General features: G+C 39.5%; 19 protein-coding genes and 1 other RNA gene. 6 read left to right on the plus strand and 14 right to left on the minus strand.

Annotated elements, in window-relative coordinates; all coding sequences use genetic code 11:
- Positions 1–47: 47 nt before the first annotated feature.
- Genes ACKWB9_RS10850 through ACKWB9_RS10860 form a run of 3 tightly spaced genes read right to left on the minus strand, consistent with a single transcriptional unit; the run spans position 48 to position 1,012 of the window.
- Positions 48–341 (minus strand): CCC motif membrane protein, encoded by a 294-nt coding sequence (locus ACKWB9_RS10850; RefSeq protein ID WP_414003038.1) that lies wholly within the window; start codon positions 339–341, stop codon positions 48–50.
- 21 nt (positions 342–362) lie between these two features.
- A complete protein-coding gene (locus ACKWB9_RS10855) occupies positions 363–692 on the minus strand; it encodes a CCC motif membrane protein (protein ID WP_414003039.1) in 330 nt (109 codons plus the stop codon).
- A 14-nt stretch (positions 693–706) separates the two neighbouring features.
- Positions 707–1,012, minus strand: a complete 306-nt coding sequence (locus ACKWB9_RS10860; protein ID WP_414003040.1) for a DUF2752 domain-containing protein — start codon at positions 1,010–1,012, stop codon at positions 707–709.
- 60 nt (positions 1,013–1,072) lie between these two features.
- Here ACKWB9_RS10860 and ACKWB9_RS10865 point away from each other — a divergent pair, with 60 nt between their 5' ends.
- On the plus strand, positions 1,073–1,615 hold the full coding sequence (locus ACKWB9_RS10865) for a Smr/MutS family protein (protein ID WP_414003041.1): 543 nt from the start codon (positions 1,073–1,075) through the stop codon (positions 1,613–1,615).
- 11 nt (positions 1,616–1,626) lie between these two features.
- Here ACKWB9_RS10865 and ACKWB9_RS10870 read toward each other — a convergent pair whose 3' ends face one another.
- Positions 1,627–2,130 (minus strand): hypothetical protein, encoded by a 504-nt coding sequence (locus tag ACKWB9_RS10870; protein WP_414003042.1) that lies wholly within the window; start codon positions 2,128–2,130, stop codon positions 1,627–1,629.
- 114 nt (positions 2,131–2,244) lie between these two features.
- Between ACKWB9_RS10870 and ACKWB9_RS10875 the strand changes: the two genes are divergently transcribed.
- Positions 2,245–3,393, plus strand: a complete 1,149-nt coding sequence (locus tag ACKWB9_RS10875; protein ID WP_414003043.1) for a cysteine desulfurase family protein — start codon at positions 2,245–2,247, stop codon at positions 3,391–3,393.
- Here the strand turns inward: ACKWB9_RS10875 and ACKWB9_RS10880 are convergent, their stop codons facing one another.
- Genes ACKWB9_RS10880 through ACKWB9_RS10890 form a run of 3 tightly spaced genes read right to left on the minus strand, consistent with a single transcriptional unit; the run spans position 3,394 to position 8,219 of the window.
- On the minus strand, positions 3,394–4,047 hold the full coding sequence (locus tag ACKWB9_RS10880; protein ID WP_414003044.1) for a hypothetical protein: 654 nt from the start codon (positions 4,045–4,047) through the stop codon (positions 3,394–3,396).
- Positions 4,048–4,056: 9 nt separating this feature from the next.
- Positions 4,057–6,486, minus strand: a complete 2,430-nt coding sequence (locus ACKWB9_RS10885) for a TonB-dependent receptor (RefSeq protein WP_414003207.1) — start codon at positions 6,484–6,486, stop codon at positions 4,057–4,059.
- Positions 6,487–6,527: 41 nt separating this feature from the next.
- Entirely contained in the window at positions 6,528–8,219 is a 1,692-nt protein-coding gene (locus ACKWB9_RS10890) for a M23 family metallopeptidase (protein WP_414003045.1), read from the minus strand.
- A gap of 392 nt (positions 8,220–8,611) precedes the next feature.
- On the opposite strand from ACKWB9_RS10890, the gene ACKWB9_RS10895 reads away from it, so the two are divergent.
- The 4 genes from ACKWB9_RS10895 (at position 8,612) to rny (ending at position 10,992) form a co-directional block, all read left to right on the plus strand.
- Complete coding sequence (locus tag ACKWB9_RS10895) at positions 8,612–8,902, plus strand: hypothetical protein (protein WP_414003046.1); 291 nt, start codon at positions 8,612–8,614, stop codon at positions 8,900–8,902.
- A gap of 12 nt (positions 8,903–8,914) precedes the next feature.
- On the plus strand, positions 8,915–9,211 hold the full coding sequence (locus tag ACKWB9_RS10900) for a cell division protein ZapA (protein ID WP_414003047.1): 297 nt from the start codon (positions 8,915–8,917) through the stop codon (positions 9,209–9,211).
- A gap of 58 nt (positions 9,212–9,269) precedes the next feature.
- A non-coding RNA gene (ssrS, locus tag ACKWB9_RS10905) (6S RNA) lies at positions 9,270–9,379 on the plus strand.
- Between the two features lie 44 nt (positions 9,380–9,423).
- Complete coding sequence (rny, locus tag ACKWB9_RS10910) at positions 9,424–10,992, plus strand: ribonuclease Y (RefSeq protein WP_414003048.1); 1,569 nt, start codon at positions 9,424–9,426, stop codon at positions 10,990–10,992.
- 153 nt (positions 10,993–11,145) lie between these two features.
- Here the strand turns inward: rny and ACKWB9_RS10915 are convergent, their stop codons facing one another.
- The 7 genes from ACKWB9_RS10915 to ACKWB9_RS10945 all read right to left on the minus strand — a co-directional run bounded on the left by ACKWB9_RS10915 (position 11,146) and on the right by ACKWB9_RS10945 (position 20,676).
- On the minus strand, positions 11,146–13,389 hold the full coding sequence (locus ACKWB9_RS10915) for a DUF349 domain-containing protein (RefSeq protein ID WP_414003049.1): 2,244 nt from the start codon (positions 13,387–13,389) through the stop codon (positions 11,146–11,148).
- A gap of 155 nt (positions 13,390–13,544) precedes the next feature.
- On the minus strand, positions 13,545–14,297 hold the full coding sequence (locus ACKWB9_RS10920; RefSeq protein WP_414003050.1) for a shikimate dehydrogenase family protein: 753 nt from the start codon (positions 14,295–14,297) through the stop codon (positions 13,545–13,547).
- The gene (locus tag ACKWB9_RS10925) at positions 14,269–15,288 is read right to left on the minus strand and encodes a DUF368 domain-containing protein (RefSeq protein ID WP_414003051.1); all 1,020 of its coding nucleotides are present in this window, start codon (positions 15,286–15,288) and stop codon (positions 14,269–14,271) included. Before ACKWB9_RS10925 ends, ACKWB9_RS10920 begins: the two co-directional genes overlap by 29 nt.
- Positions 15,289–15,300: 12 nt before the next feature.
- Positions 15,301–16,215 carry a DUF368 domain-containing protein gene (locus ACKWB9_RS10930; RefSeq protein ID WP_414003052.1) on the minus strand — a complete coding sequence of 305 codons (915 nt, stop codon included), beginning with the start codon at positions 16,213–16,215 and terminating at the stop codon, positions 15,301–15,303.
- 16 nt (positions 16,216–16,231) lie between these two features.
- Positions 16,232–17,635, minus strand: coding sequence for a tetratricopeptide repeat protein (locus ACKWB9_RS10935; protein ID WP_414003053.1), 1,404 nt, complete (start codon positions 17,633–17,635; stop codon positions 16,232–16,234).
- A gap of 97 nt (positions 17,636–17,732) precedes the next feature.
- Positions 17,733–18,914 carry an aspartate aminotransferase family protein gene (locus ACKWB9_RS10940; protein ID WP_414003054.1) on the minus strand — a complete coding sequence of 394 codons (1,182 nt, stop codon included), beginning with the start codon at positions 18,912–18,914 and terminating at the stop codon, positions 17,733–17,735.
- Between the two features lie 79 nt (positions 18,915–18,993).
- A complete protein-coding gene (locus ACKWB9_RS10945; RefSeq protein WP_414003208.1) occupies positions 18,994–20,676 on the minus strand; it encodes an OstA-like protein in 1,683 nt (560 codons plus the stop codon).
- Positions 20,677–20,720 lie beyond the last annotated feature (44 nt).

Below are 20,720 nucleotides of genomic sequence, written 5' to 3' on the forward strand. Positions count from 1 at the left end.
AAGCCCCGTTTCAACAATTTGAAACGGGGCTTTTTAAATGGAATTCACTAATGGGCAGCCCCATATAGAAGGGCACCAATGGCTCCAAAATAGATAATGCCCAGAATTAAATAAACCAAGGCTACCCCTAAACCGATATAGGATAATACACGACCCGTTTTTACATTTTCGTACCCTGTATAGCTATCTCGGTTCGCTTCATACAGTTTTTCTGCCTTTTTTGCATTGCTCAGACCAATAAAGCTAAAAATAGCTCCAAAAGGGCCACAGCAAAAAAAGGTCAATACAATAGATAATATCCCAAAAGTGAGGGCATTGCTTGCGCCCGGTAGTTGTTGCATACTTTCTTGAACTTGAGTTGTTTATTGTCCGTATTGTTCCATTATTTCTTTTACTTGCTCTGTATAAGCATCCAATCCACCTAAGGACATGATGGAATAAACGGACCAAAGCAGACTTATAGCCCCTAGGGCAAGACCTATTATAGCTATGATCTTAGCCGTTTTTAATGTACTAAAATTTGAATACCCCTCCGGATTTTCGCTATACAGTTTAGTGTCCTTGTTCACCAAAAATAATGCTATTCCAGAGAGCAATATTCCTCCGATACCTGCACTAAAACAGCAGCAGATAAAAGAAATAATGCCAAGTACTATAGCAATGGTTACGTTTGGTAATTTTTGTTGTTCCATAATAAAGGGTTTAGTTAGATGAATTTTAAAATATAATTGATCAAGATCATACCTACGGTACCGATCATTAGGACCGTGGTAATCTTATTGGAAAATTTAAAGGAATAAAACCTGTCCAGGACCAGGAACCCAAAAAGCAATAACATGGGATAAATGGCCGGATACATCCCAAAGGCCGCTAAAAATTCACCTTTGGCCAAATAGACCAAAGATCTTTGGATACCGCAACCTGGGCAATCAAAACCGAACAACTTCTTGGTAAAGCACGGAAGCATGTAATTTTCTAGACCCAATAAAAAAGCCAAAGCCGTAGTACGCATAATTGCCTTATAGGATGAAATGGAAAATTACTATTATTTTTGTGTAATCAAAATAAAATCATGGCTGTTTTTAAAATAGGGGATAAGGTAGAGGCCATAGATGATGTTATTCGTGGTATTATCACGGCTATGGAAGGCAAAAACATTACTGTTTTAAGTGACGATGGTTTTCCGTTAACTTTTGAAAAAGAGGAATTGGTCAAAATAGAACAAGCTATTTCAGTAAGTAATTATGAAGTCGCTCAGATTAAAAAAGAGAAAGAAGGACCTAAGAGGCGAAAAATTGTCCACCTAAGACCAAAACAAAGAAATTTGCCAAAAATGGAGGTCGATCTCCATATTGGTCAGTTGGTAAAAAAACCAGGAACACTAAGTAATTATGATATGCTCGACCTTCAAATGGAAACTGCAAAAAGGCAACTGGAATTTGCCATATCCAAGCGTATTCAAAAGGTAGTGTTCATACATGGAGTAGGGGAAGGTATATTGAAAGAGGAGCTAAAATATCTTTTTAAAAAATATGATAATCTAAAATATTATGATGCCGATTATCAAAAATATGGAATGGGAGCAACGGAAGTCTATATCTTTCAGACCCCCTAAAATCGGACGGTTTAGAGTTTGGTGGTTACTTTTCCGAACTCGTTGATCTGTAAATTGGTGATCCTACTACCATCTTCCATAACAAATGAGATGCCACTTAACCGGATCGTGTGTTCAAAGGTCTCTGCATCTACGGCAACGGTATTCACAAGGACCGTACCTGCCTGAGCTTCTATTTCTTCAGTTACCACAGGTTCTATCGGCGGCACGGCATCACAAAAATAGGCTGTAGACACATTATCGGAGAAAATACGGTACGTGACTCTTGTATTTCCGGGGACTGCACTTTCCAATTCCGTTTCGGTCACTTCATTTTTAATAAGTCCATCGGCCAATTCTATGATCAATGCCTCGTCATCGTTGATCTTAAAAACAACATTGGTTCCCGTTACGTTGATCGTACCACAATTTTGAACGGTGGTAATACTGTCAAAATTTATGGTCTCTATCTCAAGGTCCCCATCATTGCATGAAATAAGAACCGTACTAAGTATTAAAAAGAAGTATTTCCCCATGCTCCAAATTTAAATTAAATAATGGATATGCGACCAATGGACAAAAACCATTTATGTGTAAATTAACTTTATTTGGATTATTTTTAGAGATTATAAATTTCAGGTCGTTTTACAATGAAAAAGGTGTATTTGGATAATGCCGCTACAACGCAGGTCAGAGCCGAGGTCATAACCAAAATGCAGGATGCTTTATCCAATACCTATGGAAACCCGTCCTCTACACATAGTTTTGGAAGGACATCAAAAACCGCCATAGAAGGTGCAAGGAAGACTATAGCAAAGTATTTGAACGCGCATCCGTCAGAAATAATATTTACTTCGGGAGGTACCGAAGCGGATAATATGGTTTTAAGATGTGCGGCAAGGGATTTAGGTGTGGGTACCCTAATCACCTCAAAAGTAGAGCACCATGCGGTTTTGCATACGGTAGAAGAGCTTCATGGGAGTGGGCAAATAGCTTTGGAATTTGTTGATCTGGATGCTTATGGCAATCCAAATTTGGAACATTTGGAGGCTTTGCTCCAAAAGGACGATTCCAAAAAAATGGTGAGTCTAATGCACGTCAATAATGAAATTGGAAACAAAATAGATATACAGGCTATCTGTGAACTGGTTAAAAAATATGATGCGCTTTTTCATTCCGATGCGGTACAGTCCATTGGACATTTTGCCTGGGACGTTCAAGACATGCCTGTTGATTTTCTGGCGGCATCGGCGCATAAGTTCCACGGCCCAAAAGGAATAGGGTTTGCCTATATCCGAAAGAATTCCGGTTTGGGAAGTATGATTTCGGGAGGTTCACAGGAACGAGGATATAGGGCGGGTACCGAATCATTTCATAACATTGTCGGTTTGGAAGAAGCATTCGTTTTGGCATATGAGCATTTAGGGTCGGAAAAGGAATATATCTCGGGATTAAAACAATATTTCATAGACCGGATAATGGCGGAAATCCCCAAAATCAAATTTAACGGTCATTCTGGGGATCTGGAAAAAAGCACTTATACCTTGGTCAATGTATGTTTACCGGTAAAACCGGAAAAGGCACTCATGTTATTGTTTCATCTGGATATTAAGGGAATCGCCTGTTCCGAAGGGAGTGCCTGTCAATCCGGAAGTAATGAGGGGTCCCACGTACTCTCCGAGATATTGTCTGAAGAGGATCTGAAAAATCCTTCGTTACGTTTCTCTTTCTCAAAATACAATACAAAAGAAGAAATAGACTATACGATTAGCGTATTAAAGGAATTTACGTTGCAATAACTATTTGTTTTTTCGATCTCTCTTGCGTTCGCGCTCGTAGGGGAATTTACGAATGGCCAGTTTCATCATTTTATCAATGAGGTCGGTGGTATTCTTTCCTGTTTTTTTATTGATTTGCTTTTCGTATTTCCAAAGTAGTTTGCCCGTATCCCCATCACTTATTTTTACACCTATTCTGCCATAATTGGAATCTCCGGAGAAATAATCGGTAAAACTAAATTCCGTGGGCACCCCTTTGGATAATAAAATGTTCAAATCCAGGGTTCCGCTTATGATTCCGTCCACCTGAAGGATCTTACTCAATTGTTTTATGGTATACACATCAATATTTTGATAATCTATCCCTTTCTGTGCCAAAATAGCCTTGGTATCCTTGGTGTTTTGAAATTCAACAGAAAATTTTTTTTTCTTTTTCCTTTTTGAAAAATAAGTTTCCAATGCGTTTTGAACTGCATAGCCTTCTTTTTCCTCAAGGGATTTTACATCTTCATCAAAAGATGATTTTTTTAGCTCCAGATGGGTAAGGAAAGGTAAGATGGCCAATACTTCATGATTTTCGCTGAGCTCATCGAATTTATGGCTTTCATAGATGTTTTTCTGGGCGTTAAGGGCCAGGCCGGAAAAGAGTATGCTAATTATGGTCGTTCTGATCATCTTCAATTTTTAAAGCCGCATTTGCAATCGTAAATTTAAAACCCTGGAGGTCAAAAAATTTGGTACGGCAAATTCGTTCTTACTATCTACATCCCTCACCCAAGTATTTGTTATGGAGTTTTGGTTATTAAAAAGATTAAAAACCTCGAACCCCAGACTCAATGCCTTGAACGAACGCAGCCAGTGATCGCTACCGAATGTTTTGTCCTTGCCTGCAAAAATATAGGAAATTCCTAAATCTGCCCGTTTGTAATCCCTTAATCTATTTTGAAAGATATAAGGATCTGCATAACTGGGAGAACCTCCCGGTACTCCGGTATTATAGACTAGGTTCATGTACATTTTTAAATCTGGAATGGTTGGGACGTAGTCTTGAAAAAGAATCCCCAACTTTAACCGTTGATCGGTAGGCCTTGAAATATAGCCCCTATTATCCCTATTTTCCTCGGTCTTGAGAAAACCAATGCTTATCCAGGATTCCGTGCCGGGAACGAAGGCACCGTGCATTCTTAACTCGGCACCATAGGCATACGCTTTGGCGGTATTGTTGGCTGCATATCGTATGCGAACATCCTCCAAAGTATATGGATTGACCTGTCGCAGGTTCTTATAGTATAATTCGCTTATAAGTGTAAAAGGCCTTTCCCATAGTAAGAAACTATATTCATTGCCTATTACAACGTGAATGGATTTTTGTGCTTTAACATTGGGTCTAACCGTTCCGGTGCTGTCCCTAAGCTCCCTGTAAAAAGGCGGTTGATGATACAGTCCCGCAGAAGCCCTAAAGAGCATATCTTTTTTCCAATTGGGCTTAATGGCAAACTGTGCCCTGGGGCTTACGACCATTTGGGATACTTTTTTTATTGCAGTGCCGCTTACGGTCCAGTAATGTGTACGTATACCTAAATTATAATAGATATCGCCATTATTCCATTGGGTCTGTGTGCCCATTTGCAAAAAACCGGAAAATCTATTGGTCTTTACAAAGTTTGTGGCATTTATACCAGTAAAAGGAACCAGTGGCGCATTAAATGGTTCTTCTGGTTGATTGTTGATAAACTCCGGACGTGGAGGTCTTACGGAAAACCCTGCGGAATCGATAAATTCCGATTCCTGAAGTTGATCCCTGATATCTTCATGGGTGTATTTTACCCCCCATTCGTATATCGTATTGTTTTTTTGATGTATCCCTTTATGTTGAAGATTAAAAATTAAGGCATCCAGATCATTTCTTGTACGGTTGAATTGTGATCCGATTCCTCTGGAATTGATAACATTACCCAATGTTTCACCACCCAAATTGGAATCGATTTCGCCCAATTCATACGATGCTATTACATCCGAATATTCTTCTTCGGTAGTATGGTAAATGGATGAAATAAGTTTTAAGGTCGTATTATCATCCAAGTAGTAATTGCCCTTTAAGGCACCCAGGGCCGTACCATAACGATTATTTTCCCTTCCATCATAAAAAACCAATAAGGCCCTTGGATTATTTATGGTGCCAAAATTGGTCTGCCTGTTCAAGGGCTCGTTCTTGTAATTATTAACGGATAGATTTCCCAAAAAATTTAAATTGAATTTATTGGAAAATCGGTAAGTGATATAACTCTGGACATCTGTAAAAGAAGGATTGAAATTGCTTTGCGTCTGTTGGCTATTGACGAATAAAGCGTTATTCCGATACCGGATTCCCGAAATACTGCTCAGTTTTTTGTTTTTGGATGATGTTTCCAAACTGGCACTGGCCCCTAAAAAACTAAAATCTGCCCGGGCGGAAAAAGTGGTGGGGGTTTTATAGGTGATATCCAAAACAGAGGATAATTTGTCCCCATATTTAGCCTGGAATCCACCGGGTGAAAATTTAACGTCCTGTACCAGATTACTGTTTACAAAACTTAACCCCTCCTGTTGGGCAGAACGTATCAAAAAAGGGCGATACACTTCTATTTCGTTCACATAAATAAGGTTTTCGTCATAATTACCGCCTCTGACCGAATATTGCGTGCTTAATTCATTGTTGGAAGAAACGCCGGGAAGCAACTTCAATATATTTTCGACCCCGGCATTGGCTCCTGGAATCTTTCGAATACTTTCCGGGGAAATGGATCGAATACCATTTACCCGTTTTTCACCGTTCGGGGAAACGGTAACTTCGGCCACCTGAATGGCATCGGTCTTTAATACAGGGTTGAATAGGTACGTTTCATTAGTGGTCAAAATTAAATTTTCCAAAAGAACATCCTTATGTCCCAAATGGGAAAAGACAATACCGGTTTCGGTATCTGCAACAATTTGGAGTACATAAAACCCGTTTTTGTCGGTAGAAGTGCCATATTGCCCAGCACTGATATTTACATCGGATAAAGGTTGTTGTTGTGCATCAAGTACAATTCCCGTAATAACGGCCGTTTGTGCAAGACAATGAAATTGGCACATCAGCGCAAAAAGAAAAATAATTTTACGGATTTTCAAACGCTTTATTTTCTATAAAAAGAGGTTTTAAGAGTACTCTTATTGCCAACATTATCAATAACGGTAACTTCAAGAACACATTGCTTTTTATCTAAAATTCGATCATCAAAATTATAGGTCAATGTTTTCTTTTTAGGTTCGTACTCCATTAAAATCCATTCCCCGTTCAGGGTGGCGGAATAGGTATCTATGCCGCTTAGGTCGTCGGCAATATAAACACTTAAATATTTATAGTTGTTGAGCCATTGCTTTTCCTTAAAGTTCTTGGTGCGTATTTTGGGTGGAACAGTGTCCCTGGCCAGGGTATAGGTCCCGAGATTACGTGTTCTTGTCGTAAAGCTATTCCCTCTTTTGTAGGTATTCGTGTAATTGGGATGTAGATTTTTATCCAATCTGGCGATAAAAAGCTGTTTCTGTGCGGACTTGGAATATCTGGACACATCAAAAGTAATGGTAAAGTTCCGGTGGGCAGGTACCGTATTGTTATGTATTTTAACCGTATCCTCCCCTTTTTTTAGATCGATATAAAAGTTTTCATAAAAGGTGTTTTCCGGAAAATAGACTTTGGCACCCTTTAGATCATAATTATTGGTTTTTTTTGCGATTACATAATCGGTTGTTTTTTTAGAGGCCTTTGGGAGTTTAACAACATCTTTTTTCCCTTCTATCGGAATGGTGACTTCTACTTTGTTTCCTTCCAGGTCTTTAAGGATTAGCCGTGCATTATAACTAAGTCCTTCTTTTACTTCAATCTGACCGTTATTCTCAAGTTTGTTATAAATACTGAGGAAATTCCCCGGAGCCTTAAAGCACTTCTGGATGCGTTTCCTGTACTTCCCCAGATACTCATAATCCACCAAAGTGTTAATGTAGCGGGTCTCCCCAAAGGAGAATTTTTCAAAGTTATATGAGGTATAGGTTTTACCGTTTACGATAAGTTCCACGGCATATATCCCATTTTTATTGGCAGCCATGTCCTGGCGGTCAAAACCTATAAAACCTACCCCTATTTTGCCCGTAGCATTGATCTTATTAGCTAGGTACGTACCGTCCGATTGTCTGGAAAAATTGAGTTGTATTTTTTCCTCGCTCCCGTTCACCTGTGCGGATTTTGATAAAGGATATATAAAGAGTTTTTCCAGGGTAGGGTTTGTAGCATCTGCAACTTCAATTCCGTATAACAGGGGGTTGGTCGGTCTTTCCGAGATACTGCTTCTGATTTCAAAATGCAGGTGGGGACCGGAAGAGCCGCCCGTATTGCCACTGTAGGCAATAATTTCTTTTTTGTTTACCTTGATTTCCCCATAATCCGGGAACACCTCTACCTCATAGGATTTTTTCCGGTATTGGATTTTTTTAATGTATTCCTCAATGGCCGGGGAAAACTTTTGAAGATGCCCATATACAGAAGTGTACCCATTGGGATGGGCTACATAGAGTACTTTTCCATACCCCCAAAGAGAGACTTTTATCCGGGTTACGGTACCATCTCCAATGGCATAGACCGGTAAGCCCTCACGTTGTTGGGTCTTTATGTCGATACCGGAATGAAAATGATTGGAACGCAGTTCCCCAAAGGTGCCCGCCAAAATAATGGGAACATTCAGTGGGGGGGTAAAAGCATCGGTAGGGTAATTTTCTTGGCCGATCAAGGCATATGAAAATAGCAATAAGAATCCAATGACAATTTTATTCATAGCATTTTTTTGATAATGAACCGGTTTAAACTTTTTTTTGACTAAAAAATTGGCCTTTTGCACCCTGGCCTTGTAATTTCTTCCTTCCGTAGTGCTTGCTATCTGCCTGCCGGTAGGCAGGTGCAACTCAGAAATACCTTCGGCAGGGGTGCAAAATCCTTAATTCCTGCCCGTCCGGCAGGTTCGCTATAATCCAAAAAGTTTAAACCAGTTCAGTACGAAAATAGTTAATCAACATCAATTCTTGAAAATAGACGGGATTAAATAAATCAAGGGCCGTAAACCTGCCCGTTTCATGGCTTTTCATAAATACTTGTAAGATTATTTTATAAAACTATTGTCAAGTCGTGTTACGAATGTTAACTTTGTGTAAATCGCATTGATTTTTTTGTATGGGAGAATTGATCCAGATCGTTGATTCCTTAGAAAACAAAGTTAGTAAGTTACTTCATAGACTTGAAGTATTGCAAAAAACGAATAAGGAACTGAAAAATGAATTAACGGATCTAAAGGCCGATCAGGAAAATGCTGACAAAACGGTATCGGAATGGGAGGAAAAATACAATTCGCTCAAACTTGCAAATTCAGTGCTGGGCAGTAATACGAATAAGACAGAAGCTAAGCTTAAAATAAATACATTAATACGGGAGTTGGATCATTGCATTGCGCAACTTTCGGAATAGTGTTTAAATAATATGTCAGAAAAGCTCAAAATCAAGCTTTCCATAGCGGATAGGGTCTATCCTTTGACCATAGACCCCGCCCAGGAGGAAGGTTTGCGAAAAGCGGCCAAAAATATAGAACAACTGGCCAAAAAATTTGAGCAGAATTATGCGGTTAGGGATAAACAGGATATTTTGGCCATGTGTGCCTTACAGTTTGCCTCTAAAATCGAGCAAAAAGGCATTGAGCAAACAGAAGGTACCAAGGAAGCCCAAGAGCGATTAAGAGCATTGGACGAATTGGTAAACTCTAAGTTGTCTTTAAAATAAATACGTTCTTTAAAATAAACTTTAAGTTACTGCCCACATTGGTAATATCTTTTGACGAACTCAACACTAATCTGTTTAAAAAGGGTGAGTTTAGGTTGTAAAAGCAAGCCCTACTTGTATAGGGATCCTTGATCAATCTGTTAGCCCTAAACCTGTTTAATGGAGTTTGTACAAAACTTCTCCAATGTGGGCTTTTTTATAAATATGACACTATGGATAATACGATGATTATAATAGCAGCTCTAGTTGGACTGGCGCTTGGCTTTGCCATTGCCAAATTTTTGGAAAAGGGAAAAGCTTCCAAAACGATAGCTAATGCAAAAAAAGATGCTTCTAGGCTCTTAAAGGAGGCAAAACTTGAGGGAGAGACCCTCAAAAAGGATAAAATTTTACAGGCCAAGGAGAAGTTCCTGGAGCTGAAGGCCGAACATGAAAAAGTAATTATCAATAAGGATAAGAAAATCAATGAAGCCGAAAAACGTACTCGGGACAAAGAATCCCAAATAAGTAACGAGTTGGCCAAGAACAAAAAACTGAACTCCCAATTGGAAGGGAAGCTAAACGATATTGAGCATAAGAAAGAATTTTATGAGCGAAAACAATCCGAGCTTGAAAAGTTGCATAAAAATCAAGTCCAACAATTAGAGGTCATATCCGGATTGTCGGCGGACGAAGCCAAAGATCAACTGATCGAAAGCTTGCATGAAACCGCCAAGACGGACGCTATGGGGTACGTTCAAGCTACGATGGAAGAAGCTAAACTGACCGCACAGCAAGAGGCCCGTAAAATCGTTATCAATACTATACAAAGAATCGGAACGGAAGAGGCCGTTGAGAATTGTGTATCGGTCTTTAATATAGAATCCGATGATATCAAAGGTAGGGTCATAGGTAGGGAAGGAAGAAATATTAGGGCCTTGGAATCTGCAACGGGAGTAGAGATTATTGTAGATGATACCCCGGAAGCCATTATTCTCTCTTGCTTTGATTCCGTGAGAAGGGAAGTCGCGCGGTTATCACTTCACAAATTGGTAACGGATGGTAGAATACACCCGGCCCGGATAGAGGAAATTGTTAAGAAGACCGAAAAACAAATTGAGGGCGAAATTGTGGAAATCGGAAAACGAACGGTTATCGATTTGGGTATTCACGGTTTGCATCCCGAATTGATAAAGGCCGTAGGCCGAATGAAATACCGTTCTTCCTATGGACAAAACTTATTACAACACTCACGCGAAGTAGCCAAATTGTGTGGGGTAATGGCATCCGAACTGGGGTTAAACCCAAAATTGGCCAAAAGGGCAGGGCTATTGCATGACATTGGAAAAGTTCCCAATACGGAGACTGAAATAGAAACACCACATGCTATTTTAGGGATGCAATGGGCCGAGAAGTATGGAGAGAAAAAAGAAGTGTGCAATGCCATTGGGGCGCATCATGATGAGGTAGAGATGAAGACCTTGATTTCTCCGATAGTCCAGGTATGTGACGCCATAAGTGGTGCAAGGCCAGGAGCAAGAAGACAGGTGTTGGATTCTTATATCCAACGATTAAAGGATCTGGAGGAAATAGCCTTTGGTTTTGGAGGCGTGCAAAAAGCATACGCCATACAAGCAGGCAGGGAACTTCGTGTTATTGTTGAAAGTGAAAAGGTGAGCGACGATAAGGCGGCGGAACTTTCTTTTGAAATTTCACAAAAAATACAGACGGATATGACGTATCCCGGTCAGGTGAAGGTCACGGTTATCCGCGAAACCAGGGCCGTAAACGTGGCAAAATAAAAATTGAGAATAAAAATAAACTTTAGATGAGAAAAGCCCTATATAGGGCTTTTTCTTTTTGACTCCGAGTTGTGGAAAAGTTAATGTTGTAGAAAAAGACAATATTTCGGTCCCAATAAAATTTAACGTGATATGTCCGTATGCGGATCAATATTATTCTTCCTCACCGGTATCGTATTCTTCTTCCTGTTCTTTTTGGAGGTTATTCTCCAAGATGTTCAATTTTTTAAGCTTAGCTTTCCAGGCTGCCAATGAATCTTTGTGTTTTTCAACTCTTTTGATTACATCCTGTACCAGTGGATTATTTTCTGAAGCATTGGAAAAAAACTGTAAATTGTTTTCCAGTTGGCGAATTTCATTTTTGCTTTCATCTATTTTTTTACGGATGAAGGAACGCTCATTTTGTATGGCCCTTTCCTGATTTTCGTTTTTGGCCAACTGTTGAATTTTATTACCGTATTTCAATAATTCCGATTCTTGTCTGCTTATGTTCATTTTCTGAAATAACGCATCTATAATCTTATGGAATTTTTGATTGATACTTTTTTTCCTGAACGGGACATTGCCATATTTTTTCCATTCTTGGATAAAAGCCTTTACCGTAGTTAGATCCGCCTCTTTTTCCCCGCTTAATTGAAACTCCTTAAGACGTTCCATACAAGCCTCTTTATTTTTTAAATTCTCTTCCTCTACCTTATAGGCACTGTTCTTAAGGGTATGCAAGCGGTCAAAATAGTGATTGCAGGCATTCTTAAATTCCTTCCAAAGCTTATCCGAATATTTTCTGGGCACATGGCCTATTTTTTTCCATTCACTTTGGATTCTTTTCATTTCTGAAGTAGCAACGTCCCAGTCATCGCTATCCTTTAAGGATAATGCGGTATCCAGTAAGGCTCTTTTCTTGTCCAGGTTTTCTTGTTGGTCTTTTTTTAGGTTTTTATAAAAGGCATTTTTATGATGGTTAAAAGCCCTTACGGCATCCTTAAAGGCAGACCATGTTTTCTCATTATCTTTCTGCGGAACTTTACCCGCCTTAAAAAAAGCTTCTCGAAACGCTTCCAGTTTTTTTATTTGCTGCTGAATTTCCCTGTGATTATTAGAAACCTTCTCCGATAGGTTCCGGATAGCGGCTATAATTTCTTTTTTTTGCTCCAGATTTTGCTCATGTATTTTATCCAGGTTTTTAAAATATTCCTGTCTTCTTTCATGAATGGCCTTTGTGGCCTTGCTGAAACGCTCCCATATTTCTTCCCTATGTTCTTTACTTACCGGGCCAATGTCCTCTTTCCAGATTTTGTGCAATATCTGTAATTCCCGGAAGGCCTTGTTCAAATCGGGTTCTTCGGCCAGGCTTTCCGCCCGATTCGCAATTTTTTGCTTTTCCTCCAGATTGTGTTTAAAATCCAGATCGCGCAATTCCCTGTTTAAATGAAGAAAATCATAGAATATCTCTATATGGTGATGGTACGTGCGCCAAACATTATTATAATTTACCCTGGGTATAGGGCCGGCGTTTCTCCACTTTTCCTGTATATCCTTAAAGTTTTGGTAGGTAGCGTTTATATCTTCCTCTACATTGACCAATCCCTTTAGGTTTTCTATGAGTTCAAGCCGATAGGCCAGATTTTCCTTGTGGCTCTTTTCTAGATTTTTATAATATTGATTTCTTTTTTCACGATAATCGGTATAGACCTCGTTGAATTGTCTTTTGGTTACGGAATTGTAGCGAAAATCTATTTCATTGCCTCCACTGGCAATAAAATCTTCTTTCTTTTGCTCAATAAATTCCTGAAACTTAAGATTGAATTCGTCCTTTATGCCATCAACATGTTTTTTGATGGCCTGTACCTTTTCATTTCGGACTAATTTTTGCAATTCGCCCACTAGATTCTCCATGGACATGGCATGATAATCCAAAATAGGTATTTGATGCCTTTTTTCATTTTCACGGTCTTCTGCATCCTCGGCATTGGAATCGTCTATTTCTTCCTGAACATCGGCATCCTTTTCTTCTTTTTCACCGGATTTTGTGGCTACCGCTTCTTCTTCTTCTTCTTCTTCTTCTTCGGCCACTGGAGTATCCACAGTTTCTTCCAAAATTGGTTCTTCGGTTTCGGTAGTTTCCGTATTTTCCTGTTTTTGTTCTTCTTCGCCGGATACTTCTTCTTTAGCCACTGTGGTATCCTTGGTTTCTTCCAAGACGGGTTCTTCAGTTCCGGTAGTTTCTACATCCTCCTGTTTTTGTTCCTCATCATCGGGTTTTACAACCGTTGTTTTTTCTTTAATCTCTGATTCATCGGTGGTTTTCTCCAAAATCGGTTCTTCGGCCTTGGTAGTTTCCGTGTTATCGTGCTTTACCCCATTTTCGGGTAATTGTGTTTCTTTGTCTTTTGACATGATCGTTGCTTAGGTATCTACAAGATAACAACTACCTCAAGAATGGCAAAGAATATGGAATTTCTTTTTGGAAATACCTGTTATGTTACAGCCATTTTTTAAAAGAAAATAGATTAAAAAAATAATTGAGTGGATTTAGTCCCATATAAGAGGTTTTATCCATTCCATATTTCCCATGCTTTTTCCGCTTGTAACTCCAACATTCTTAATCCATTACATATAGTAGCGCCTTGTTGTTCCCCAAATTTTAAAAAAGTCGTCTTTTCGGGATTGTAAATAAGGTCAAAAAGTAAATGTTTTTTGGTTATTGAAGTATATGGAATGTCGGGTTTTTCATTAATATTCGGATAGGTGCCCAATGGGGAACAATTTATGATCAATAGATGTTCGGTCAGGATTTCTTCATTTAGTTCTTCATAAGTAAAACCGTTGTTTTTTCCACTTCGCGATACAAATCGGTAAGAAATCCCTAAATTGTCCAATACAAAGGCAATCGCCTTGGAAGCCCCTCCGGTTCCCAAGATCAAGGCTTTTTTATGATGCTCTTTTAAATGTGGTTCCAGGGATTTTTGAAACCCGTGGGCATCTGTATTATATCCAATAAGTTGTCGCCCTTTGATCTTGATTGCATTAACGGCACCAATTTTTTTTGCCGATTTTTCCAATTCGTCCAAATAAGGGATAATTTCCTCCTTATAGGGAATGGTCACATTTAAACCCTTTAGATTGTCGGTGTCCTTAATAAGGTTGTCGAATTCCTGAATGGATTCCAGGTCAAAATTCTCATAGCTACAATGGTCCAGGTTTAAATCTTTAAACTTTTTACCAAAATAACCCCTTGAGAAAGAATAGGATATGTTTTTTCCTATTAAACCGAATCTAAGCGTGTTTTTTTCTGTTTTTTCCATACCAATCCAAAAGTAACAATATACCAATACCCAATAAAACAAAAAATAAGGCCCACCATGTTTCCGAAATCTGCAAATTGGGAAGAAAACGTTCGTAATTGACGATAATCTGCTCTCCATTGGAATCCAAAAACACCTTTCCGTCCAACCCCTCTTTATAAATGGTCTTTTTCCATGGCCAAACCGTTCCTAATGACCCGGTAATAAACCCCAGGATTACCGCGGTGGTGATGTGTTTATAGCGTTTTAAGACAAAACTGAGGATATGTGAAAGGGTTACAAGACCGGTTGCGGAACCTAAAGTGAAAACGGCCAATATTTTTAAGGTCCTTAATCGTTCACGGTTGTCCATAAAACCAAAATCGCCCTGTAACAGTTCCGCAAAAGTATCGTACAGGGCATTTACGGAATCTACCAATAAAAGTACATAATTGCCTAGCAGAATGAGTATGAAGGAACCGGACAATCCCGGCAACGTCATCCCGGAGACGCTTATCATTCCACAAAGGAAAATGAATAAGAGGTTGTCGTTCTCCTTGGCCGGACTTAAAAAGCTAATGGCTATTCCTACGGAAAGCCCTATAATTGCAGTGGTTATGGTATTTTTTGTCCAATAGCCAAAATCTTTGCCTATATAATAAATGGATCCCAGAATCATTCCAAAGAACGTGGCCCAAACGAATAGTTCGTTATGTTCCAGAAAATAATCCAGTACTTTGGAGACGCTGAAATAACTGACCAACATTCCAAAGATCAATAGCGCCAGAAAAGAACCGTTGACATACCTGTAAAAACTCTTAAAACGGCCATTGAACAACAGTTTAAAGGCTTTTGCGTTAATTTTTTGTAATGAATAGATGAATTCCTCATAAAATCCGCCCACAAAGGCGACGATTCCTCCCGAAACCCCGGGCACCTTATTTGCCGCACCCATGCAAAGCCCCTTGATTACAAGGAAGAATTTATCCATAAAGGTTCTTGGGTGATTCATGCCGGATAGCGCTTACTTTCTAGAAGCTGTTTTTTCCAGTATAAAAATAAGGGAAAAACCTATGATTGCGGTTATAATGGCAAAGGTTAATTGATTATCGCCGTTGTAGGTAAACGGGGATATATTTTCATCCAGGATAATCTCTTTTTTTCCAATTTTAATTGTTTCCACAACATGTTTCCACGGCCATATTTTATTTAAGGAACCAAGAATAAATCCGGTCAATAGGGCCAAGGTGATGTCCTTATAGTTGCCGAACATCCATTTTAAGATCCTGGCAAAACTCAGGATGCCGAAAACGGCCCCAAAGGTGACCGTCAGTACTATTTTAAAATCCTTATCGTTAAGGGCATCCAAAATAGTTTTATAAGAGCCTAGGAGAACCAGTATAAAGGAACCGGATATGCCCGGTAAAACCATAGCACATACAGCAAGCGCCCCGGACAGAAAAAGAAAAGGAAGGTTACCGGTATTTGAAGACGGGGGCAAGGTGGTAATATAAAATGCGATTACGGCCCCTAAAACAAACAATAAAATGGTAGTTAAACGCCATTTTTTAATCGCTTTTGCCACAAATAGCACACTTGCCAAAACAAGGCCAAAAAAGAAGGCCCACACGGGAATCGGATGATTTTCAAGGAGCCAGGCGATAATTTTTGACAAAGAAAAAATGCTTATGGCCATACCCAAAAAGAGTGCGACCAAAAAATTGCCGTTCAGCTTTTTCCAAAACGCTTTAAAACCTTCTTTTTGAAGTGTTCTGAACGTGGCCATATTTACATTGTTGATCGAAGTTATGAACTCCTCGTAAATACCCGCGACAAAGGCTATGGTTCCTCCGGAAACGCCCGGAACCAACTCTGCGATACCCATGGCGATACCTTTTAATGCAATAATGAAATAATCAATGAATTTTCTGTTTCCCATAAGAACTACCGGAGTGTTACGATTCCTTTTTAGAATCCGTTATAACGGATTTTACCCATTCTGAATGGGCAAATTTAGGGAATTGATTCTCCAAAAGATATAGTTCTTTTAAGTCTTTGTCAATTTTCAATACATCCAAGAGCGCTATTCTGGCATTGATGAAATCCTCTAACATAAGCAGGAAAGCAACCATCTTATAGCGTATTTCAAGATTTTCAGGATAAAATTCCTTTCCTTGCTTTAATATCTCCACACCGGATAGGGTGTCACCGACTTTATTGACGACTTCCGACCATTCAAGCCAGGTATCCAATTCATAATTGCCCAGATCTACAGCCTGTTTAAAGGCAAAATCCGCCTGATCGTACTGCTGCAGTGCATGATGTATTTTACCGCATTTTTTCCAGTATAATGGGTTTTCGCCATCTATATTAAGTGCCCTGTTTATATTTTCAAGGGCTTCTTCATATAATTTATGCTTACTGTAAAAATTAGTAATGGCCAGCCAACCTTTGTCCAAAAGCGGGTCTTCCCGAACCGTTTGTCTGTAATAGTATTTGGCCATTTTATCGTTATTCAGCTTCTCATAACATCTACCTATTCTTAGGAAAGCATGGGATGTTGGATCTTCAATATTGATGGTAATCTCATAATTTTCAATGGCTTCATGATACTTGCCCAATTTCTCCAATACTTTTCCTTTTTCAAAATAGGCCCCGATAAACGAATCATCCGAAATAATCGCAAAATCAAAAGCTGTCAAAGCCTCAGGGTACATTTTTTCTATATAGTAAAGTTTGCCCAGTTGATGCCAAGCTACTTCGCAATAAGGGTTTCGTTCCAGATAATCGTTCAAGTAATGAATTGCACCTTCATAATCTTCTAAAAATTCAAAACAATAAATTACATTGTATAAGGACGAGTAGTCCTGTTCGTCAAAATCCAAACATTTCATAAAACTTTCCTTGGCCAACTTAAAATCGTCCATAAAAAGATATTCCATTCCAAGAAGCGAATAAATATCGAAACTGTTTTGGGATAGCTCCAGGGCCTTATGCAATAGGATTACCGCTCCTTCATGATTGTCCTGTTTGGAGAGGATATTGGCACGTTGAATGTATATCTCCTCGTTATTGGCGTCCAATAATTGAAGCTCGTCCAAAAGGATTTCCGCCTTGGCCAGATTATTTTCAAAGACCATGACCTCTATATTCAGCAGCTTTAACTCAATAGCGTCCGGATGTTGCTGTAAGCCAATTTTTATACCCTTTTTGGCCAGGGATATTTTACCATTGTTCAGGTAATGGTGAACAATATCCTCAAAATCCTCCGCATCAAAGAAGTAGATATCATCCGTCTTTAACATGGATTCAAACTTGGTGATGGGTTGATCTGGTCTTTCGTTAGATTCTAACGCCATAGGAACATTTTGATTAGACTATGGACTTAAAAGTAAGTCTTTGAAGTTTTTTTTACCTTACTATTGGTCTTATATTATTAACAAATTAGTTAACAACTTATTGCGATAATTCCTCTAAGATTTGTAGAATAAAGACGCAGCCCTGTCTAATTTCCTCTTCTGAGATGGTCAGGGGAGGGGAAATCCGGACCGCTTTTGGTTCAAATAACAGCCAGAACAAAATCAGGTTTTTTGCTTTTGCCCTAAGCACCAATTCATTGGCCATTTCCTGATTTTCAAACAATAGGGCCAACATAAGTCCCTTGCCGCGTACCTCCTTTATTTTTGGGTGGGTCAAAAGACTGCGGAACAATTTTTCCTTGGCAATGGTTTCAGGAATCAAGGAAGTATCCAACAACTCCTTTAAGGTTGCTAGACTTGCTGCCGAGATAACGGGATTTCCGCCAAAGGTGGTAATATGACCCAATTTAGGTTTTTCCTGTAAAGCGTGCATTATTTTTTGACTGCTGGTGAATGCACCCACAGGCAATCCCGAGGCCATTCCCTTACCCATGACCAAAATATCCGGGACACAGTTGTAATGTTCAAAAGCGAATAATTTTCCAGTGCGCCCAAACCCTGGTTGAATTTCATCTAGAATAAGTAAAGCCCCGACTTCATTACACTTTTTGCGTACTTTTTCCAAATAACCCGCTTCCGGAAGAATAAAACCGGCACCTCCTTGAATGGTTTCCAAAACAACACAAGCGGTTTTTGGGGAAATATGTTCCAGTTCTTTTTTCGAGTTAAAATGGATAAAGGAAACATCCGGGATCAAAGGCCTGAAGACGCTTTTGCGCATTTCATGCCCCATAAGACTCAGACTTCCCATGGTATTGCCATGATAAGCGTTATGGGCGGCGATAATTTCCGAGCGTCCCGTATATCTTCTGGCCAGCTTTATAGCACCTTCAACGGCTTCTGTACCGGAATTGACCAAATACGTAGTTTCCAAAGGGGAAGGTAGGTTTTTTGCAAGAAGTTGCGCATACCGTACCGCCGGGGATTGTATATATTCCCCGTAGACCATAACGTGCATATACTTCTCTGCCTGATCTTGAATGGCGGATATAACTTTCGGATGACCATGGCCCAGGCCACAGGCCGAGACTCCTGCAACAAAATCCAAGTGTGCATTACCTTTGGTGTCATAAATATAGCTTCCTTTGGCATGGGAGATTTCCATGCCCAAAGGATGTGGTGTAGTCTGAGCCTGATATTTTAAAAAATCCTTTTTCATATATAGGATGTTCTTGGGCCTGTCGGATTTATAAAATCAAATGAGTTGGTTGCATGCGGCCAAAACAGAAAATCCCCGTCTATTGAACTTTTTTGGGCTTCACTTTCTTTTTTGGATCCGTAGCCTTGTTGTTTGAGGCTTTGTTTATCGGGTCATTCTCATTATTACTGCGTTCTTCCTCCTCGGCATCTCTATCTATGGGGTTGTCTATTCCTTTGATTACGACCAACTCAATAGTATTATCGTCTTCGTCAAAAATGTCATCTTTGGTCATGATCCGTTCATCTCCCCACCACACAAAACCTTTTAAGATCCTACTGTTTTCCGGTAAATCTTTTTCCGGAAAAATATCACCGTCCGGATTGGTAAAGAACGTAAGGTCTTCCACATCATTGTCCGCCATGGTGATCCTAATGGCACTGCATATGGTCTTGTCTATGCCTATGAGCTCATCATCATCGTTATACATGTAATAAATGACCTCCGTATTCTTGACAAGGTCAATGATCTTAAGTTCATTCGCTATAAACTTACCGAACAAATCCTTTCCTTTTGCCTGGTTGTAGCCCACCTTGCTAATACTGTCCAAAGAAATGATAAAAGCATTGCCCAATACTTTAAGGGAGTCCAGCTGATCGGTTTCCAGATTTGATTTTAAATGGATACTGTCTCCCGTCATCTGATTTTCACCGTTCCAAAGAATAGGCCTTGTAATCAATTGGGTAATGCCCGTTCTTTCTTCGTAATGGATGGAATCGCATTTACCGCTTAGGTCGGTCTTATAGAATTTGGCATTCCTGAAAGCCCTGATAATTCGTTCATCCCGCTTTCCGGTAATCATAAGCGTATCCCCATGAACATATAATGAATCCTTTTCCTGAACCGAAATGGATACCGCCCTTTTGGTGGCGAATACAGAATCTTTTGCTTTGTGCACTTCGGTATAATGGGCTTTGATAACCCCTTTGTTGATGGTGTCCGTTACCGTAATATTATTGGTGGCGGAAGCAAATTCCCTGGCCTTGTTAAAATAAACGCTATCCCCTTCAATAACTCTGTCGTTATAATCTATACGGGTGTTTTTAATACCATATCCGTTTTCAACCTTGGTATCATAAAACCCCCGTTCACAATATATTTTATAATTTTCCCCAACAATGGTGGAAGGACCGTACAGGTACACATTTTTAGAGGTCTGGTAATAATCCATTTGTTCGGAATCCAAGGTATATTGTGGATTGTCTATGTGTACACTGTCCAAGAACCGATACTTTTTAAGTTCCATAAAATAACGCCCTATTCTACTGGTAAGGGTGTTGGCGGAATCTACAACGGTACCATAATCTTGGTAATAGGCTTCTTGTTTTTCACGGTCCAAGCGCAATGTATCCGTTTTTAAGGTCATGTTGGAGTTGGTGAGTACCACATCTCCCCGGGCTTTGGCCAATTTTGTATCCCCGTCATAATCAATTCTTTTGCTCGTCATTTGAACGGAATCCCCCTGTTTCAATAGGACGTTGCCCCTGGCTTCCAATCTGTTTTCCTGTAAAAAATAGATAGCGACATCACACCAGAGGTCGGCCCCTTGATGCTCAAACTGCACCTGTTTTTCATCTTTACTAAAAATAGAGGTTCCCGGGAACTTTATTTCATCTTTCATGAAATTGGCCCCATGTACAATATTGATCTGTTTGGGTTCTTCCTGTGCGAAAATAGAAATCGAAAAAAATAGGAAAAAGAGGGCTTGTACGGTATTGCGCAAGACTAATTTTTTAGGCAATTGAAAAAGTTTAAACCAATTCTTTT

Source organism: Maribacter spongiae (assembly GCF_047345125.1).
Lineage (GTDB): Bacteria > Bacteroidota > Bacteroidia > Flavobacteriales > Flavobacteriaceae > Maribacter.

Coding starts and splice junctions, on each gene's coding strand:
- ACKWB9_RS10925 (WP_414003051.1), bottom strand. CDS start 15,288: ATGAATCACCCAAGAACCTTTATGGATAAATTCTTCCTTGTAATCAAG.
- ACKWB9_RS10890 (WP_414003045.1), bottom strand. CDS start 8,219: ATGAATAAAATTGTCATTGGATTCTTATTGCTATTTTCATATGCCTTG.
- ACKWB9_RS10875 (WP_414003043.1), top strand. CDS start 2,245: ATGAAAAAGGTGTATTTGGATAATGCCGCTACAACGCAGGTCAGAGCC.
- ACKWB9_RS10865 (WP_414003041.1), top strand. CDS start 1,073: ATGGCTGTTTTTAAAATAGGGGATAAGGTAGAGGCCATAGATGATGTT.
- ACKWB9_RS10930 (WP_414003052.1), bottom strand. CDS start 16,215: ATGGGAAACAGAAAATTCATTGATTATTTCATTATTGCATTAAAAGGT.
- ACKWB9_RS10940 (WP_414003054.1), bottom strand. CDS start 18,914: ATGAAAAAGGATTTTTTAAAATATCAGGCTCAGACTACACCACATCCT.
- ACKWB9_RS10880 (WP_414003044.1), bottom strand. CDS start 4,047: ATGATCAGAACGACCATAATTAGCATACTCTTTTCCGGCCTGGCCCTT.
- ACKWB9_RS10860 (WP_414003040.1), bottom strand. CDS start 1,012: ATGCGTACTACGGCTTTGGCTTTTTTATTGGGTCTAGAAAATTACATG.
- ACKWB9_RS10870 (WP_414003042.1), bottom strand. CDS start 2,130: ATGGGGAAATACTTCTTTTTAATACTTAGTACGGTTCTTATTTCATGC.
- rny (WP_414003048.1), top strand. CDS start 9,424: ATGGATAATACGATGATTATAATAGCAGCTCTAGTTGGACTGGCGCTT.
- ACKWB9_RS10885 (WP_414003207.1), bottom strand. CDS start 6,486: ATGTGCCAATTTCATTGTCTTGCACAAACGGCCGTTATTACGGGAATT.
- ACKWB9_RS10900 (WP_414003047.1), top strand. CDS start 8,915: ATGTCAGAAAAGCTCAAAATCAAGCTTTCCATAGCGGATAGGGTCTAT.
- ACKWB9_RS10920 (WP_414003050.1), bottom strand. CDS start 14,297: ATGGAAAAAACAGAAAAAAACACGCTTAGATTCGGTTTAATAGGAAAA.
- ACKWB9_RS10895 (WP_414003046.1), top strand. CDS start 8,612: ATGGGAGAATTGATCCAGATCGTTGATTCCTTAGAAAACAAAGTTAGT.
- ACKWB9_RS10915 (WP_414003049.1), bottom strand. CDS start 13,389: ATGTCAAAAGACAAAGAAACACAATTACCCGAAAATGGGGTAAAGCAC.
- ACKWB9_RS10935 (WP_414003053.1), bottom strand. CDS start 17,635: ATGGCGTTAGAATCTAACGAAAGACCAGATCAACCCATCACCAAGTTT.
- ACKWB9_RS10855 (WP_414003039.1), bottom strand. CDS start 692: ATGGAACAACAAAAATTACCAAACGTAACCATTGCTATAGTACTTGGC.
- ACKWB9_RS10850 (WP_414003038.1), bottom strand. CDS start 341: ATGCAACAACTACCGGGCGCAAGCAATGCCCTCACTTTTGGGATATTA.